The sequence below is a fragment of the Bacillus sp. NMCC46 genome (genome assembly GCF_002998465.1).
Classification (GTDB): domain Bacteria; phylum Bacillota; class Bacilli; order Bacillales; family Bacillaceae; genus Bacillus.
Genome location: NZ_PVQZ01000006.1, coordinates 168,064 through 187,456 on the forward strand (window position 1 = coordinate 168,064; position 19,393 = coordinate 187,456).

The following is a 19,393-nucleotide window of genomic DNA, read 5'->3' on the forward strand; positions in this document are numbered from 1 at the left end:
AAGATTATGCTTTATCAAAATGGCTTTATCACTGCTTTTTGGGCTAATTTCAAGAATTTAACACACAGAAATTTTTAAAAAATAAAATTGACTAGACCGATATGCTTTAATAATATGGAGTCAAATATCAAAAAATGTCGTAATTTATCAAAATATGATTCTATTTACATTGCAGGAGGGGAGTACAAATGGCGGATGTCTCTTATCGGCTTGGTATAGACATAGGAGGAACATTTACTGATTTATCGCTGATGAATGAAGCAACAGGGGCGCTGACTGAACTCAAAACACCCACAGTGACTGACGACCCAGCCCAGGGAATTATCAATGGGCTAAAACTTCTAAAAGACAGAGGTGTTGATTTATCTAAAATCCAATATCTCGTACATGGAATGACAATCGGTCTTAATACATTATTGCAGCGGAAAGGAGCAGATTTAGCCCTTTTTGTGACGGAAGGCTTTCAAGACATATTATCACTACAACGATTACGATTACCCATTCCTTATGACTTCAATTCTCGTTTGCCGGAACCGTTGATACCACGAAAGCATGTATACCCAATCTCTGAAAGGTTGATACACGATGGTACGATCAAAAAACCTCTCCATCTGCAGCAATTAGATCATGCTGTCCAGCAGGTCATGTCTAAAAGGCTAGCAGGTATTGTCATTTCTTTTTTACATAGTTATCAAAATCCAGTTCATGAATTACAGGCAAAAGCCTATATCAAACACCATTATCCGCAATTAGAAGTCCTTACTTCATCTGAATTATGGCCTCAAATGAGAGAATACGAGCGTACTGTGATGTCTGTTGTCAATTTGTACATTCAACCAAAGGTAAAACAGTATTTACAAACATTGAAAAGCCGTTTGAAAGAAGAAGGTGTACCAATTTCTCCATACATTACACAATCAAATGGTGGTTTAATGGATGCAGAAAGTGCAGCAACTTCACCTGTTAAAACACTTTTTTCTGGTCCGGCAGCTGGTGTCATTGGTGCGGCAAGAATCGCAGCCTCTGCAAACGAATCCAACCTGATCACTTTTGATGTAGGGGGGACGAGTGCAGATATCTCCATTATTCAAAAGGGGCAGCCTACAATGGCTCAGTCTAATCAGCTTTCAGGTTTTCCTATCATTCTTCCATCTGTTGCGATGTATTCAATAGGGGCAGGCGGAGGTTCTGTCGCGTGGATTGATCAGGGCGGGCTTCTCAAAGCAGGACCAGAATCAGTTGGCTCACAGCCGGGACCAGCTTCGTATGGTAAGGGAAAGAAAGCTGCCTTAACTGATGCGTTCCTCATATGCGGTTATCTCAATCAAGAGCGTTTTGCTGGAGGACATTTACACCTACAGCTATCCGCGGCGGAAAAGGCCTTTCAGCCAATTGCTGACCAGCTCAACAAAACGGTAGAAGAAGCGGCTGACCAGCTGATCCAAGTAGCTGTCGCCAATATGTACACAGAATTAAGCAATGTCATGGAGCAGCAAGGGTTTGACCCAAGAGATTTTAGTTTACTAGCGTTTGGCGGAGCAGGACCGGTTGTGGCGAATTTCCTTGCTCGAGAAATCCATGCGAAAAACGTGGTCGTTCCTCCAAGTCCAGGAACATTATGTGCATTAGGTGCTCTGACCGCTGATTTTATTCATGATGCGGTGCTGTCGAAGAAAATATGCTTACAAGACTACTCGATAGATCAACTAAAACAAGATTTTGAGATGCTTTCGCGAAAAGCGGCTGATTGGTTCAGTCGGCAGAACATTCAGCATATTAAACAGACATCCATTCTATTATTGGCAGATGCACGTTATCAAGGACAAGCCTTTGAGATTGAATTACCATTATCAGCTGAATGGCTGAAGCAAGAACAAGATATCCACCAACTCATTGAAGCCTTTCACAAACTGCATCAGCGTCAATATGGTCATAGAGATGATCAGGCGAACATCGAGTTTACTCATTTACGAGTTCGAGTCATAGGCGAGACGCCGCCGCTGCCTTTCACACCTGTTCATGAAAGCAGCGGACAATCTTTGAAGCCATATGAATACAGGCGAATCTTTATAGAAGAAAAAGAACATGAAGCAGCTATTTATTACAGAGATACTTTGTCAGTAGGTTCTGTCATCAATGGACCTGCCATTATTGAGCAGGATGATACGACAACATTGATTCTGCCAAATTGGACAGGCAGCATTGATCAATCAGGGAACTTGGTGATTTCAAGGGAGGCGGCTTTACATGAGAACTGATCCAGCAAAGCTTGAGATGATGCGCAGTTATTTTAATGCAATTGCGTCTGGCATGGGACATGTCATTGAGCGGACGTCTTTTACGACTTTCGTCAAAGAATCAGCTGACTTTGCGACAGCGTTAGCAACGCCTTCTGGAGATTTCTTTGTTTATCCGAAGACAGTGGGTGTAACGATCTTTTTAGGGCTGAGTCTTAAAAAAGCGATTGAAGAGAGCGGGGCGATGCAGCCGGGAGATATTATCATCACAAATGACCCTTATACGACAGATGGTTTAGCGACTCACCTGCCGGATGTCCATATCATTAAGCCAATTTTCGTAGATGGTGAAATTGTCAGCTATGCTTGGTCTTTTGTTCATGTGAGTGATGTGGGCGGACTTGTGCCCTCGAGTATTTCACCGACAGCAACAGATGTCCATCAAGAAGGATTAAGAATCCCACCAGTGAAAATTTATGAAGGCGGGAAAGAGAATCAGGTCGTTCGTACCTTTTTAAGAGCCAACAGCCGAGCCAGTCATTTAAATGATGGGGATATCAATGCGATGATTGCTGCAGTAAATACAGCAGAAATTCGGTTAAAAGAAATGATCGGAAAATTTGGAAAAAATGAAGTGAAACAAGGAATGATGGACCTGCTGAAGCAAGCTGAGATTCGTGCAGGAAAGGTCATTGAAGCCATTCCGAATGGAACGAGTGAATTCGCTGATTATTTAGATGATGATATGATCTCGGATGTGCCGATCCGTTTGAAAATCAAGTTAACGGTGAAAGGAAAGCGGCTGATTCTTGATTTTTCTGAGTGTGACCCTCAAGTGAAAACAGCTTTTAACCTTGTCACCAATGGTCAGAAGCATTCCTTCCTATATCAAGGGTTGATTAATTACATTATTAGTAAAGATCCCTTTATACCGATTAATGGCGGAATAACATATCCGATTGAAGTGATTTCACCTAAAGGGACGCTGGTGCATCCAGAATACCCGGCCTCTGTTGGTATTCGGCATTCGATTACGATGAGGCTGTATAATGTCGTGCTAGGCGCCATTGGTAAGCTGTTACCTGAAGCAGTGCCGGCAGCAGGTGCAGGTCAATCTGCTATTGTTGTTCTCTCTGTTCCTGATGATCAAACAGGTGGCAGGAAAATGTCTGTTGTCGAACCATTAGGCGGAGGCGGCGGTGCTCAAAATGGAACGGATGGAGTAGATGGCATTGATCATTCATCTGGCTTTTTGAAAAATACACCCATTGAGAGTTTAGAACAGCATATTGATATTCATGTTCACCGATATGAGCTTTTGCCGAACACAGGCGGGGCAGGAGAAAACCGAGGTGGACATGCGATTGGTTTGGAATTTGAAATGATCAAGCCTGAATCTATGGTGACCGCACGAGGAATGGAACGAATGAAGTTTCAGCCTTGGGGGTTAATGGGCGGCCGAGCAGGAGCTGTTGGTGAGGTCAAGCTGATCACAGCAAAAGGTGAAAAACAAGACCAGCCAAAAATAGATGTTCTGCGTCTTGAAAAAGGTGATATTGTGCAATTAATATCACCAAGTGGAGGCGGCTGGGGAAATCCATTTGCTAGAAATAAAGAAAAAGTGCTTCAGGAAGTGGAAGCAGGTCTATTAAGTGAAGAAAGAGCGCTGCAGCAATATGGCGTTAAAGTGTATCTAGACCAAAATGAATGGAAGATTGATGAAAAGCAAACGAATAAGCTTCGTGAAAAGGTTGATCATCCTGCTGATATCATGTGGGATTTCGGAGAACACAGAGAAGCTTATGAGAAAGTATGGACGGATGAAGCCAGCAGCGAGCTTGCCGTGCAGCTGCGTTCTTACCCAGCTAATGAACGTACGCATTATAAGCATGCAGTTCATCAACATTTCAGTCATAGAAATGAGCCGTTAACAAAGAAAGATATTATTCAAGCACTTCGTCATATGGATGGACAAAAAGGGGGAAATCAATCATGAAAAGAAGATTAATCACTATTTTTGCAGGTGTACTATCAATGATTCTACTGCTGACAGCTTGCGGTGGAAATGGACAGGATCAAGGTAAACAGCAGCAGACTGTGATCGTTGGCGTATACGGAGGCGATTGGGAAAAGAATATCAAACCAATTCTCGAAAAGTTTGAAAAAGATACAGGAATTAAAGTCCAAACCGTCTCTGGAGCGGATTCTGAATGGTTTACGAAATTAAAAGCGTCCAATGGAAAAAATCCACCGTATGACCTGCTTATTTTACAGCCTGATACGATTCAAAGAGGCATTGCAGCAAATGTTCTTGCGCCGATTGACGAAGAGCAAGCACCGAATGTCAAAAAACTTTACCGTTCTGTCCAAAAGAAGCTCACTATTGATGGGAAACAATATGCAGCAGGCTTTAGCATGGGGCAGCTAGGAATTGCTTATCGAAAAGATCTTGTGAAGCAGGAACCAAACAGCTGGACAGACCTATGGAGCAGTCAGCTAAAAGGGAAGGTGGCGATATCATCTCCGACTTATTCAGCTGGTTTGCAATTTTTTTCTGCGCTTGTCCATGCTCAAGGTGGGACAGAATCAAATCCTAAGGATATTGATAAAGCCTTTAAAAGCCTTTCACAATTAAAAGGACATGTAGCTGCTTTTCCAGATAATCCAGGGTCTATTCAAACCTTGTTAGAACGTGGTGACGTGGCAGCAGTTCCATATTGGGATGGACGAGTATTTGCACTTGAAGAAGAAGGAATGGATATTGGTTTCTCATATCCGAAAGAAGGCGCTGTTGCAGCTGTTGCGAGCTGGGCTTTAACGAAGGGAAGTCAGCATGAAGAAGCGGCTTACAAACTATTAAACTATTTAAGTGGAAAAGAAGCTCAGGAGGCTTTCTCGGAAAAATCTTATTATGGCATGTCGAATTCTGATGTGAAATACGGTGACAAGATTAAGGGGAAGGTCAAGGTTGGAGAGAATTATTATAGCAAGCTGACTTGGGTAGATTACGAAACAGCAACTTCAGAGCTTGGCAATTGGACAAATCGATGGAACGAAGTATTAGGCGGAGGAAAATAGGTGATCGCATGAGTGGAATCCATTTAGAACATATCAGCCAGCATTTCGGCGAGCAGATTGCTCTTAACGATGTCAGTCTTACGGTGAATGAGGGAGAGTTTTTCTCCCTTCTTGGCCCTAGCGGCTGCGGAAAATCAACGTTATTAAACATCATTGGCGGTTTTTTAGAGCCAACAAAAGGTGTCGTCTATATTGGTGATCAGGATGTGACGACTTTACCGCCTTATCAAAGAAAAACGGGTATGGTCTTTCAAAGCTATGCACTCTTTCCGCATCTGACCGTATTTGATAATGTGGCGTATGGGTTAAAGGTTCAAAAGAAAAAGAAGGCAGAAATCAAAGAGAAAGTAATGGAATGTTTGTCTCTTGTACAATTAGAGGCGTTTGCGAAACGTATGCCGCATCAATTAAGTGGTGGACAGCAGCAGCGGGTAGCGATTGCAAGGGCGCTTGCGATTCAGCCGTCTGTTCTTCTTCTTGATGAACCGCTCAGTAACCTAGATGCAAAACTTAGAAAAAATATGCAGACAGAGCTTCGAAATATTCAAAGGAATGTCGGAATTACAACCATCCTCGTGACCCATGACCAAGAGGAAGCATTAAGCCTTTCTGATCGGATTGGGATTTTAGGTGAGGGAAGAATCCAGCAGATTGGGACGCCTTTAGAGGTGTATCGCCAGCCAAACAATCGATTTGTTGCTGAATTTATCGGGCAGGTGAACCTATTTGAAGCAGTATATGATGAAGCTAAAGCTGCATTTATCGTTCCTCATTTAACCCAGTCAAACGGGCAGCATGTTGAGTTAAAGGCTGCGGCACACCAAGAGAAGAAGGGGAATCATTTACTCATGCTCCGTCCAGAAAGAATCAGCATATCTTCTGAGTGGGAAGACGTTCAGCCCAACCATGTATCAGGCGTGCTGGCAGATGTCAGTTATATTGGTCACTCATTACGTTTGGTGGTGGGGCTCGATAGCGGTGAAATGATTGTCCATGCTTCTGATGCAGCATTTCCTGAACTGCCGAAAGCTGGAGAAGCAATTCATATCAATTGGCAGCCTGAAGATATCGTTTTCCTAGATTCGAAGGTGCATACGTGATGCGTATCAAGAAAAAGAATCAGCGATTTCATTGGTTCATGCTGCTGCCTGCGTGTTTGTTTCTTGTTGTATTTCTTCTAGCGCCGCTTGTGATGATGTTCGTCCTCAGTTTTCGCGATGTGGATTCAATGATGAATACATTACAAACATATAGCTTTTCTCAATATATTCATGTGTTCACGACAGATGCGTATGTGAAGGCGATTGGAAGTACAGTGTGGGTAGCCTTGCAGACAACGGTGATTTGTTTATTGATGGCATACCCCGCAGCATACGTGCTTGTCAAGGCACCTCATCCGCGTCTGCGGGCATTTTTCTATATCTTACTTGTCTCGCCGCTTTTGACAAGTGTTGTGATTCGGACGTTTGCATGGATTGTCCTTCTTTCGCAAAATGGTCTGGTCAATGGCATGTTATTAGATTTACATGTGATTGAAAAGCCGCTCTCTATGCTGTGGAATATGAATGCGGTGATTATTGCTTATGTTCAGGTCATGCTGCCTTTTGCAGTGCTGCCTATCGCGACGAGCTTAACCGATATGGATCGTCATTTACGACCGGCTTCTATGAGTCTAGGAGCTGGACGTATTCGAACCTTCTTTCATGTGACCTTTCCACTGACCATTCCAGGTATGGTGACTGGAGCTATTATTGTCTTTTCACTGGCGGCTGGGAGCTATATCACCCCGCTGTTAGTCGGCGGAAGGATGCAGCCTCTGCTGCCGCTGTCTATTTATCAGCAGGTCATGCAGGTGTATAACTTGCCTCTTGCTGCAGCGATGTCCTTTACGTTATTGGTTTGTGTGCTTGTGGTGGTCAGTTTATTAAGCTATCTATTGAAGCGTTGGGAGGCGAGGATGCATGCGTAAAAAATCATTAGGTGACCGCTTGCTTTCAATCCTGATTTGGACTGCTGGGTCATTGGTTTATCTCTTTTTAACCATACCTGTTCTTGTCATCGTCCTATCTGCTTTTAGTCCAAATGCCTTTCCTGAATTTCCGCCGACTTCGTTCTCCGTTCGTTGGTTTCAAGAGGTCGTGTCGAATCCAGAATGGATGGAGTCTCTGCGTATCAGTGTGATTTTGCTATTCATCGTAACGCCGCTCACGGTTCTTTTAGGCACGATGGCTTCGTATGCTTTAGCAAGGCTTACCTTTAAGGGAAAGGAGGCCATCCAAGCCTTCATTTTGTCACCACTTATGATTCCTCAGGTAGTGTTGGGGATTGCCATGCTTTATTTGTTTACGGCTATGGGGTTTACGGGATCTTTGTGGGCGCTTGTCATAGGTCACGTCATTATTGGCTTTCCCTATGTGGTTCGAACAGTAGGCGTCAGTGTCTCGAATTTGGACCCGCGGCTTGAGCTAGCTTCAATGAATCTTGGCGCAGGACCCATTCGCACATTCTTTCGAGTGACGCTGCCTTTGATTAAGCCAGGAATTATTGCAGGCGGGGTGTTTTCAGCTGTGACGTCATTTGGGGAAATATCGATCAGTTTGTTCGTTTCCTCTCCCCAAACCATTACGATTCCCATCAGGACGTTTAATTACATTGAGCAAACCTTTGATCCGAGTGTCAATGCGATATCTGTCATATTTATTATCATTTCTATCATTGCGTTGCTCATCATTGAGAAAACGATTGGCCTGTCTAAGGTGATGTAAATATAATGAAGAAACAAGGGAGCTGTCATTTGAAATGGCAGCTCTTTTTGTGTTGTTTTTACGGTAAATATTTTCAATTTTTCAGGGAATATAGTTCTTAAGATTTAAGAAATTTTGGAGAATGAAAGGAGACCTCTATCCTGCATTTTCGGTCATATTTGCAAATTTTAAGGGGAAACATGAAATTTTTGCGGTATTTAGTCGATTATTTTCGGTTGAACGCAACTATTATTAGTTATTTTCGGTAAATATCGTAAATTATCATGTGATTCATTCGGTATAACGCATGAATCTTTACACCCATTTTTCGGTGAAAAAAACAATAATTTCATATAAAGTGGACGTAAATAGAAAATATTTAAAAAGAAAAGAAGAAAAAGGCAAATCTATGGAAACGTAGAGACGCAAAGCCATGTCCTAAGGTAAATGTTGCTTTTTTACTATGGTCGGCAGGTTACCGAATCAAAATGGGAGTCCCTCCGTTTTATTCGGGGTGGGCTTCTTTCCGTATTGCGTCTATTTAATCAAATAGACTTGGTTCTTTTGATATAGAGGGTTCAGGGTGTCACATTGGTGGAGAAAACATAAAAGAGGCGGAGGATAAGAATGAATACAGTTTATTACCCCTTAACACATGCGCAAAAGCGAGTATTCTACACGGAAAGATTTTATCCAGGTACAAGTATTTCTAATTTGGGTGGATTCGCCAGATTGAGATCGGTATCAGGTTTAGATCCATCTTTAGTCGTTGACGTGCTTCAAGCGTACATTCGCCAAACTGACTCCCTTCGTTTGAGGCTGGTGTATCGACATGAGCAGGAGGAGCCTGTTCAATATATGAAGCCTTATGAAGAACAGCCGATTCGCATGGAGAAGGGCTGGAGTGAAGAAGAAGTGAGGGCTTGGGCGAATGAGCAAATCCGTGAGCCAATGCCGTTAATTGACAGCCCCTTGATTGAATTTACGGTCTTTCAAATCAGTGATCAAGAGTGCTGGCTGTTCTGTAAAGCACATCATATTGTGGCGGATGGTATCTCGATTATCTTGATGGGAAATCGCATTATCGACTTATACCAGGACATGCTGCACGGGGTAGACATCTCACCGGTTGAGGAGATTTCCTTCGTTGATCACATCATGAGTGAGCAAAGCTATGAAACTTCTAAACGATTTCAAAAAGACCAAGCCTTTTGGAATGAGCAATTTGCCAATATTCCAGATTTCGCTTCTTTAAAACCGCATAAGGGATACGAGATGAGTTTACATGCGCAGCGATTTTCGGGGGATATTCCAGATTCTTTGAAGGAGAAACTTCGTGCTTTTTGTGAAGAGCAGAAAGTCAGTATGCTCTCGATGTTTATGTCCACTGTTTATGTATATTTACATCGTTTTAGCGGCTTGGAGGATGTTGTTCTTGGAACCTTTATGGGCAACCGAACGAATGCCAAAGAAAAAAAGATGATTGGTATGTTTGTTTCCACGATTCCAATGCGTGCATCTGTTCATGGATCGCAAACATTTCTTGATTTCGTAAAACAGGTCATGGCGGATCAAATGAAGATCTTGCGTCACCAAAAGTACCCTTACAATCTCCTCATGAATGATTTGCGAGAAAGAGAAGGGTTTACAGGGCGCCTTTTTGATATTTCTTTAGAATACCAGGTCATGCAGTGGCAGAAAAAAGAGAATCTGTCTTTTATTACTGAACCGATTTTTAGCGGGAGCGGAATGAATGATATTTCAATCCATGTAAAGGACCGCTGGGATACAGATACATTGACCATTGATTTGGACTACCGTACAGATGTATTCACCGAAGAAGAAATCAGTAAAATGTTTGATCGATTTTTGATCATACTAGAGGCGGCGGTCTCTCAGCCTGACCAGCTGATCGGGACACTTCCTTTACTTCCATCAGATGAACAAAAGGAACTGCTGCAACTATCTGAGAGAATTCCGTTTGAAAAACCAGCTGAAAAACCGGTTCACCACATGTTTGATGAGACAGCAAATAAGTATGCAGAGCGGACAGCCGTTGTAGCGGAAAATGGAGCATTTACTTATGGAGAGCTGTATCAAAAGGCAGAAAAGCTGGCGCGGTTTTTACAAATGAAAGGTGTCTCGCGTGATGTGCCTGTTGCTGTCCTAATGGATCGGAAGGCAGATGCTATGGTGGCGATCTTCGGCATATTAAAGGCTGGCGGGGCGTATGTACCGATTGATCCGGCATTACCTGAGGAGCGCATTCAATATATTGTGGAGGATTCTGGTGCTTCCATTGTGTTAACAGAGGAATCGTTCGTTTCAACATACCGTGCCCTCTCGGAAAAAATGGTCGTTCAGCAGCAAATCGAATTAGATGATGGTCTGCTGCCTGAGCTTGTAAATCAGTCGGCACCTGAGGATTTGGCTTACATGATTTATACATCAGGTACGACTGGAAAGCCGAAAGGCGTCATGATTGAGCATCTTCAGCTGCATCATTTGGTCCATGCCTTGCATCATGAGATTTATCAAGGGGCGAGTGAGCTTCAAATGGCGCTTCTTGCACCATTCCATTTTGATGCATCGGTGAAACAAATCTTTGCTGCTCTTTTATTTGGGCATACGCTTCATATCATCCCGCGAGAAACGACGAGAAATGGTGTTCAATTAGCGGCTTATTATAAAAAACATCAAATTGAAGCAGCAGACGGAACACCGGCGCATGTGCAGCTTTTACTTGCAGCGGATTTGGACGGGCTGTCATTGACACACATGTTGATTGGGGGAGAAGCATTGCCTGCGAAAGCAGCACACTCTCTTATCGAAGCGGTTCGTATGAGTGAGCCTGATTTTACTTTGTGGAATGTGTATGGTCCGACTGAGACGTGTGTCGATGCGGCGGTTCATCGTCTGGAACTAAGTGAGCTGCGCGAATCATCTGAACAGCAGCGTTATGTGTCGATCGGAAAACCACTCGGTCATCACCGTCTTTATATTTTAAATGACCATGATCAATTACAGGTGCAGGGGGCTGTTGGAGAGCTATGCATTGCAGGGATAGGTGTTGGACGAGGCTATGTGAATCAGCCTGAATTAACGGAGAAGGTATTCACGGCAGATCCGTTTTCTCCACACGAGCGTATGTATCGAACGGGGGATCTAGTCAGATGGCTTCCGGATGGCAAGATTGATTATCTTGGCAGAATGGATGATCAAGTAAAAATAAGGGGTTACCGCATAGAAACAGGCGAAATTGAAGCAGTGATGGAGCAGGTAGATGGAGTTGATCAAGCTGTCGTACTTGTGGTTGATGAAGCGGACGGGGAAAAGGCGTTAAGTGCTTACTATCAAGCTCGTCAAGAAGGTGTGTCAGTTGACATGCTGCAAGCCGTTATCAAACATCAGCTTCCAGCTTACATGATGCCGCTCTATTTCAAAGAGCTCGATGCATTTCCACTCACAGTCAGCGGCAAAGTCGATCGTCGTGCACTTGCTGCTTTAAAAGGCGACAAAGCAGTTCATGCTGTATATGCTGCACCTAGAAACGATCTCGAAACGAAGCTTGTGCGTTTGTGGGAAGAAATCCTTGGTCAAGAGAAGATTGGTGTATATGATTCTTTCTTCGAGCGAGGTGGTCATTCACTTAAAGCGATGACAGTACTCACACATGTTCAGCGAGACTTTCAGGTGGAAGTGCCGCTCTCCATTTTATTTGAACAGCAGACCATTGCCGCTTTGGCTGCCTACATTGAGCAAGCGGAAACATCTTCTGAAACGTTGATACCAAAAGCGCCGGCAGCAGACCACTATCCATTGTCACCTCCACAGCAGCGCGTTTATATGGTGAGTCAATTGGAGCAAAGCACCGCATACCATATGCCAGCTGTTGTGAGGTTAAAAGGAACATTGCAGCGAGAGAAGCTGACTGAAGCCTTTGAAAGACTCATCACACGTCATGATATGCTGCGTACTTCTTTTCATACGTTGAAAGGTGTTCCATGTCAGCAGGTAGCTCCATCAGTGCCATTTCAAATAGAGCAGCTGACAGGCGGCACGATGGAAGAAAATATGCAGCAATTTGTCAGACCTTTTGACCTTGAGTGTGCACCACTTCTTCGTATTGGCTTGAAGTCATTACATGATCAGGAGCACCTGCTCTTTTTCGATATGCATCATCTCATCTCAGATGGTCTTTCGATTGATTTAATGCTGCGTGAGCTGTCAGATGCTTACGAGGGATCGGTCAAAGCTCCATTGAAGCTTCAATATCAAGATTATGCTGTTTGGCAAGAACAACAAGATTTTCAAAAAGAAGAGGCATTCTGGCTGCAGGAATTTCCGGGTGATCTTCCTGCTTTACAGCTGTTGACCGATTATCAACGCCCAGCGGTCCAGTCTTTTGCAGGGGACCGTGTGATCAAAGAAATAGATGAAACGTTAAAGGAACAATTGCAGGAGCTTGCGGCAAATCACCACACGACACTGTATACGGTTCTGCTTTCTGCTTACTATACATTGCTTGCGAAATACACGGGTCAAAAGGAATTCGTGGTTGGAACACCGGCGGCAGGGCGTGTGCATGCAGACCTGGATGACATGATCGGCATGTTTGTCCAGACACTTGCTTTGCGGTCAGAGGTTGATCCGAATGGAACCATGTCGCAGTTGATCGAGCAAGTTAAGGAAAAGACGATGCATGCATTTGAGCATCAGCAATATCCATTTGAACGGCTGCTTGAAAAGCTGAATATACCAAGAGATTTTAGCCGTCATCCTTTATTCGATACCGTTTTTACACTCATGCCAGATCATGGAGCAGCCCAGCATATTGGAGAGATGCAAGTTGAAATTGAAGAAACCAATTTCCATATTGCAAAGTTTGATTTAACGCTGCAAGCGATGGAGTCAGATCAAGGTTTATCCTTTGTCCTCGATTACAGTACGGCGCTATTTAAACGAAGTACAGCCGAGCAAATGCTGCATCATTATATGTATTTGCTGGAGCAGATGGTCCAATCGCCGGAGGAAGCGATTCGATCCTATCGATTACTGTCTGAACAGGAAGCGGAAGCGCAACTGAATCTGTGGAATCCGTTACCGACGCCTTATCCGGCAGAAGAAACCATTGTGACGCAGTTTGAAGCGCAGGTGCAGGAGCATGGTCATAAGTCTGCACTCCAATGTGAAGGTGTGATTCTTTCTTACCAAGAACTGAATGACCGAGTGAACCAGCTGGCTCATTATTTGCGTGAACATGGGTTTGAAAGAGGGATGAAAGCGGCCTTATTCTTTGAACGATCCAATGAGATGGTACTCTCTGTTCTAGCTGTGCTTAAGGCGGGCGGCGTCTATGTACCAATTGATCCTGATTTCCCTGATGAGCGCGTGAAGCACTTTTTGACAGATAGCGGTGCACAATTTTTACTGACACACCAGGTGCTGCGCCAACGTTCGGTACTCGCTTCTTTTGAGGGAACCGTCGTCGAAACAGAAGATCAACTGATTGTTCAGCAGTCAGGCAGCAATATAGACATACCTATTTTACCTGAGGACTTGGCGAATTTGACCTATACATCTGGTACAACTGGCAAGCCGAAAGGAAATATGGTGACACACCGGAATATTTTGAGAACGGTGAAGCAATCAAATTATCTTGCCATTCATCATGAAGACACGGTGATGAGTCTATCAAACTATGTATTTGATGCTTTTATGTTTGATGTGTTTGGTGCTTTATTAAACGGAGCGAAACTGATTGTTCTGCCAAAGGACCATATCTTAAATATGAATGAGCTTTCTGGAGCGATTGAGAAGGGAAAAGTCAGTATTTTAATGATCACGACAGCTCTTTTTCACTTACTCATCGATATGAAAAAAGACAGCCTGAAGAACGTCAGAAAAGTTCTGTTTGGCGGAGAGCGAGCTTCCGTGCCTCATGTCATGACTGCACTTGAAACGGTGGGGGAAGGCAAGCTTGTTCATATGTACGGTCCTTCTGAAAGCACGATTTTCACTACGTATTATCCAGTGAATCACATTGAGAAGCAGGCGTTATCCATTCCAATTGGAAAGCCAGTGAGTCAAACGGCTGTTTACATTGTAGATGAATTTGGACATGTGCAGCCGCCGGGTGTTGCGGGAGAGCTATGTGTCGCTGGTGATGGACTGGTGAAAGGATATTATGGGCAGCCAGAACTCACAAGCGAAAAATTTGTGGAAAATCCTTTCCGCCCTGGTGAGGTCATGTATAAAACGGGTGATCTTGCACGATGGCTGTCAAATGGAGAGATTGAATTCATTGGACGGATTGATCATCAAGTGAAGATTCGAGGTCAGCGTATTGAACTTGGAGAAATTGAGCATCAGCTGCTGCGACATCCGCAATTGAAGGAAGCCGTCGTCATTGCAGCTCCAAATGACACATTATGTGCATATTTTACAGCCGAAGGGTCCGTCTCATTAACTGATTTGCGCGAGCAAGCAGGGCGTGAACTGCCTGTGTATATGATGCCGTCGTTCTTCATGCAATTAGACGAGCTTCCGCTGACGAATAACGGCAAGGTAGATAGGCGCGCCTTACCGGTGCCTGACCTAAGTGAGCAGGGGGTAAATGAGTACATCCCTCCTCAAACCGAAACAGAGCATCACGTAGCGCGCATTTGGGAGGAAGTTCTTGAAGTGCCGAGAATCGGCAGGGACGATCATTTCTTTGAATGCGGTGGCCATTCGCTGCGCGGCATGAAAATGCTGAACAGGCTGTATGAAGAGATGCACGTGGAGCTCACTTTGAAGTCTTTATTTGAATCTCCAACATTAGAGGCGTTTGCCTTTGCGGTTGATCAAGCGGATCAAACGGAGATCAAGCGGGTGGAGGTTGCAGAAGAAGCGGCCTATTATCCAGTGACATCTGCTCAGAAAAGGCTGTTTGTATTGGAGAAAATGACCGATGCGGAGCAAAGCTATCATATGCCGGCTGCTTTAAAGCTAGAAGGTGTTTTTGATGAAAAACGATTTAAAAAAGCGATTGAGCAGCTTGTCCATCGTCATGAAGCATTTAGAACGAGCTTTGACTTTGTTCAGAATGAACCTGTTCAACGGATTGAATCAAATATTTCCTTAGACATTGAGGAAATCGAAGGGAACGGAAGAGACATACAGGAATTGATGAATGACTTTATCCGTCCATTTGATGTAGGAAAGGCGCCTTTACTCAGAGTAGGTCTAGTTTCTGTTTCCGTAAATGTCCATTATTTACTGATTGATATGCATCATATCATTTCAGATGGCGCATCTGTTGGCATTTTAATTGAGGAGCTTTCAGCCTTGTATCGAGGAGACAAACTACAGGAATTACCTGTTCAATATAAGGATTATGCGGTTTGGTCAAAAAGTGAGACGTTTGCTGCACAAAAAAGAGCTGAAGAGGCGTTTTGGCTGGAGCAATTACAAGGAGAGCTGCCTGTACTGGGACTGCCGGAAGACCTGCCAAGACCAAAAGTGCAAACATTCGCAGGAGAGCGTGTCTCCTTTACAATCGATGGGCCGCTTAAAGCGAAATTGGATGAGCTGGTCAGAGCGCTAAACAGCACGACGTATACAGTCCTGCTCACTTGCTACAGTACCCTTTTAAGCAAGCTTTCGAGACAAGAAGATATCATCATCGGTTCTCCGATTGTAGGCAGAACTCATCCTGATATTCAATCTGTCATCGGTATGTTTGTGAATACGCTGGCACTTAGAACCAAGCCAGCAGGACATCAGACAGCTGCAGAATTTGCGTCAAATGTACACCAGCTTGTGTTAGAGGTAAATGAGCATCAGCTGTACCCATTTGAAGAATTGGTAGACCAAGTGCAAACGGTTCGAGACACTAGCCGTCATCCCATCTTTGATGTGGTGTTCTCAATGGAAAATGCGGATATCCGTGACTTAACGATGGATGGACTTCACATTGTTCCAAAGCCATTCGAAGAGAACATCGCCAAATTTGATTTGACCTTAACTGGAAACGAATCGGCTGATCATATTGAGCTTGTGTTTGATTTTAATTCTTCTATCTATCAACAGTCGTCGATTGAAAAGTGGAAGGAATATTTCCTTCATCTGTTGGAACAAATGGTATCAGCGCCAGATCAATCGTTAGATCAAATGCAGCTATTATCACCGAAGCAGCAGCAAAAACTGCTCAGCGAATGGTCAGGACCTGTCCTAGACGTCCCGTCAGATCAAACGGTCCATGCACTGATTGAGGCCAAGGTACATGAGGCACCCCTACAAAAAGCGGCGACTTTCTGCGGAACGAGCTGGACGTATGAAGAGCTCAACAGCCGGGCGAATGTAGTTGCTTCAAGACTTATCTCAAGCGGTACAAAACCAGGAGACCGCGTCGGTATTCTCACCCGCCCATCGCTTGATATGACGGCCGCTGTCCTTGGAGTTCTCAAGACAGGTGCGGCATTCGTTCCAATTGATGCGGATTATCCTGATCAGCGTATTGCTTACATGATGGAAGACTGCGGGGCAGAGATACTTCTGATGCAAAAAGGATTAACTGCACCAACTTCCTTTGCAGGTCATGTCCTGCTGATAGAAGATGCCGTAGAAGGCGAAGCAAAAGAGATTCAGGTTCATATGAAACCAACGGATCTCGCCTATATGATTTACACATCGGGAACGACTGGACAGCCGAAGGGTGTCATGGTCGAGCACCAGTCCCTTGTCAATCTTGCTTTCTGGCACAATGATGCCTTCCAAGTGACAAATGCGGATCGAACCGCCAAATATGCCGGCTTTGGCTTTGACGCCTCCATTTGGGAAATGTTCCCGTCATGGATCGCCGGCGCAGAGCTGCACATCATCGATGAAGCGATTCGTTTCGATATGATCAAGCTCAATGCGTATTTCAATCAAGAAGGTATCACCATTGCGTTCCTGCCGACCCAGTTATGCGAGCAATTTATGTCAATGGACAATCATTCACTGCGCTACCTACTGACTGGCGGAGACAAGTTGAAACAGGTAAAGCCTGTTCCATATAAACTCGTTAATAACTACGGTCCGACGGAAAATACAGTCGTGGCGACAAGCGGGATCATCAACCCAGATCAAGGAACGCTTCCAATCGGAACAGCGATTGCCAATACCCGTTTTTACATTATGGGTTCGTTATATGACCTCTCGCCGCCAGACGTACCGGGTGAGCTCGTGATTGCGGGGAAAGGACTGGCAAGAGGGTACTGGAATCTTCCAGAGGAAACCAACAAACGATTTGTCCCAGATCCATTTTATCCAGGTGAGCGCATGTACCGTACAGGCGACTTAGTGAAATGGACAGAGGATGGCGAGCTGATCTATCTCGGCAGAAAAGACCATCAGGTCAACATTCGAGGCTTCCGGATTGAGTTGTCAGAAATTGAGGCGCAGCTTCTTGAACTGAATTCAGTCAAAGAAGCAGTCGTGACAACGGTGAAAGATGCAAGCGATCAAGACGCCCTTGCCGCATATGTCATCACGGAGAATGAAACAGAAGACTTAAAAGAAAGCTTAAAACGCACGTTGCCAGACTATATGGTGCCTTCATGGATCATCAAGCTAGACCAACTGCCGATGACGGCAAATGGCAAAGTCGATCTGAAAGCATTGCCAGCGCCTGATATGGAAGCAAACCAAACGGCATACGAAGCGCCAAGAGACGAAGTCGAAACGCTTCTATGCGGCATTTGGGAAGACGTGCTTGGCGTGAGCCAAGTCGGCATTCACGATCACTTCTTCTTCCTTGGCGGAGATTCGATTAAAGGCATTCAAATGGCAAGCAGACTCACACAAGCGGGCTGGAAGCTTGATATGAAGCTATTGTTCCAATATCCAACGATTGCGGAGCTCCGCCCATATATTGAAGAAGCTGATCAAATGACAGCCGACCAATCACCAGTTGAAGGGGAAGTCATTTTCACACCGATTCAGCGCTGGTTCTTTGAGCGAAACTTTACGAGTCAGCACCATTGGAACCAATCGGTTATGCTCCATGCGCTAAATGGCTTGGATGAAGCCATCGTTCAGCAAGTGTTGGAGCAGCTGATGATCCATCATGATGCCTTGCGAATGGTGTATCAGCTTGAAGAAGGGCGCATGATCCAGCGTCATCGAAGAATTGAGGAAAACATGGTGGCTGTTGAGGTGATGGAAGTACAAGGAGAACTGTCGCAGCAAATCCAGCAGGTAGAAAAGCTTGCAAATGAAGTGCAGGCGAGTATATCGCTGGCGGAGGGACCTTTAGTGAAGCCAGTCATTTTCCGAACGGATCAAGGGGATCATTTATTGCTCGCTGTACACCATCTTGTCATCGATGGTGTGTCATGGCGTATTTTCCTTGAAGATTTTATGGCTCTTTATGAACAGTCGAAGCGGGGGGAAGACCTGACACTTCCTGAAAAAACACACTCCTTCCAAGAATATGCCCAGAAGCTGACGGAATACGCGATGTCAGATGAACTGCTATCGGAAAGAGCTTATTGGAAAAAGGTACTTGCACATTCCGTTACACCGCTTCAAAAGGATCATGTGACGGAGGATCAGCGGATGCTTCATACACAGACCATTCGCTTTACATTGTCTAAGGAGGAAACACGCAGTCTGCTGACAGATGTACATGAAGCATACCAAACAGACATCAATGATATTTTGCTGACAGCATTAGGATTGTCCATGAAAGAGTGGACAGGTGAAGAGAGACACTTTATTCATCTTGAAGGACACGGAAGAGAGGAAATCCTCCCTGGGGTCGATGTATCACGAACCATCGGCTGGTTTACAAGCATGTATCCTGTGTTACTGGATATGTCGCATGCAGACGATCTTTCTTATCAGATCAAGCATTTAAAAGAGGAACTCAGGCACATTCCGAACAAGGGAATCGGCTATGGCATATTAAAATATTTAACCCCTGACAAGATGAAGGACGATATCTCATTTGATGTCACACCAGATATCAGCTTTAACTATCTTGGTCAGTTTGATGAACAGATCGGCGGTGAGTTAAGCCGCTCAACGTGGCATCCAGGACAATCGTTGAGCCCTGAATCAGAGAAGCCTCATGCACTTGATATTGTTGGTTTCGTAGAACAAGCAATGCTCCATGTGACGATTTCTTATCATCATCTTGAATTTGAAGAAGGTACGATGGAACAATTCAAGAATCTCCTTGAAAAGAATGTGAAGGCGCTGATCTCACATTGCGTATCACAGGAGGAAACCCAGATGACACCTAGTGATGTAGGGGATGAAGATCTCACCATGGATGAACTTGAAAAGCTAATGGATATATTTTAA

Annotated in this window: 7 protein-coding genes and 1 riboswitch; all 7 genes read left to right on the top strand. The window is 44.4% G+C overall.

All coding sequences use genetic code 11. The features are described from left to right. Positions 1-188: 188 nt before the first annotated feature. The 7 genes from C6Y01_RS16355 to C6Y01_RS16385 all read left to right on the top strand — a co-directional run bounded on the left by C6Y01_RS16355 (position 189) and on the right by C6Y01_RS16385 (position 19,393). The gene (locus tag C6Y01_RS16355) at positions 189-2,258 is read left to right on the top strand and encodes a hydantoinase/oxoprolinase family protein (protein ID WP_034664154.1); all 2,070 of its coding nucleotides are present in this window, start codon (positions 189-191) and stop codon (positions 2,256-2,258) included. Beyond that, positions 2,248-4,233, top strand: a complete 1,986-nt coding sequence (locus tag C6Y01_RS16360; RefSeq protein WP_095285951.1) for a hydantoinase B/oxoprolinase family protein — start codon at positions 2,248-2,250, stop codon at positions 4,231-4,233. The genes C6Y01_RS16355 and C6Y01_RS16360 overlap by 11 nt, the downstream gene beginning before the upstream one ends. After that, positions 4,230-5,315, top strand: a complete 1,086-nt coding sequence (locus tag C6Y01_RS16365) for an ABC transporter substrate-binding protein (RefSeq protein WP_034664150.1) — start codon at positions 4,230-4,232, stop codon at positions 5,313-5,315. The genes C6Y01_RS16360 and C6Y01_RS16365 overlap by 4 nt, the downstream gene beginning before the upstream one ends. 8 nt (positions 5,316-5,323) lie before the next feature. Then, positions 5,324-6,415 carry an ABC transporter ATP-binding protein gene (locus C6Y01_RS16370; RefSeq protein ID WP_034664147.1) on the top strand — a complete coding sequence of 364 codons (1,092 nt, stop codon included), beginning with the start codon at positions 5,324-5,326 and terminating at the stop codon, positions 6,413-6,415. Further along, positions 6,415-7,284 carry an ABC transporter permease gene (locus tag C6Y01_RS16375; protein ID WP_034664145.1) on the top strand — a complete coding sequence of 290 codons (870 nt, stop codon included), beginning with the start codon at positions 6,415-6,417 and terminating at the stop codon, positions 7,282-7,284. The genes C6Y01_RS16370 and C6Y01_RS16375 overlap by 1 nt, the downstream gene beginning before the upstream one ends. Continuing rightward, positions 7,277-8,080, top strand: coding sequence for an ABC transporter permease (locus tag C6Y01_RS16380; RefSeq protein WP_034664143.1), 804 nt, complete (start codon positions 7,277-7,279; stop codon positions 8,078-8,080). The genes C6Y01_RS16375 and C6Y01_RS16380 overlap by 8 nt, the downstream gene beginning before the upstream one ends. Positions 8,081-8,449: 369 nt before the next feature. Next, positions 8,450-8,542: riboswitch (cyclic di-GMP riboswitch) on the top strand. Positions 8,543-8,686: 144 nt separating this feature from the next. Then, entirely contained in the window at positions 8,687-19,393 is a 10,707-nt protein-coding gene (locus tag C6Y01_RS16385; RefSeq protein ID WP_189318707.1) for a non-ribosomal peptide synthetase, read from the top strand.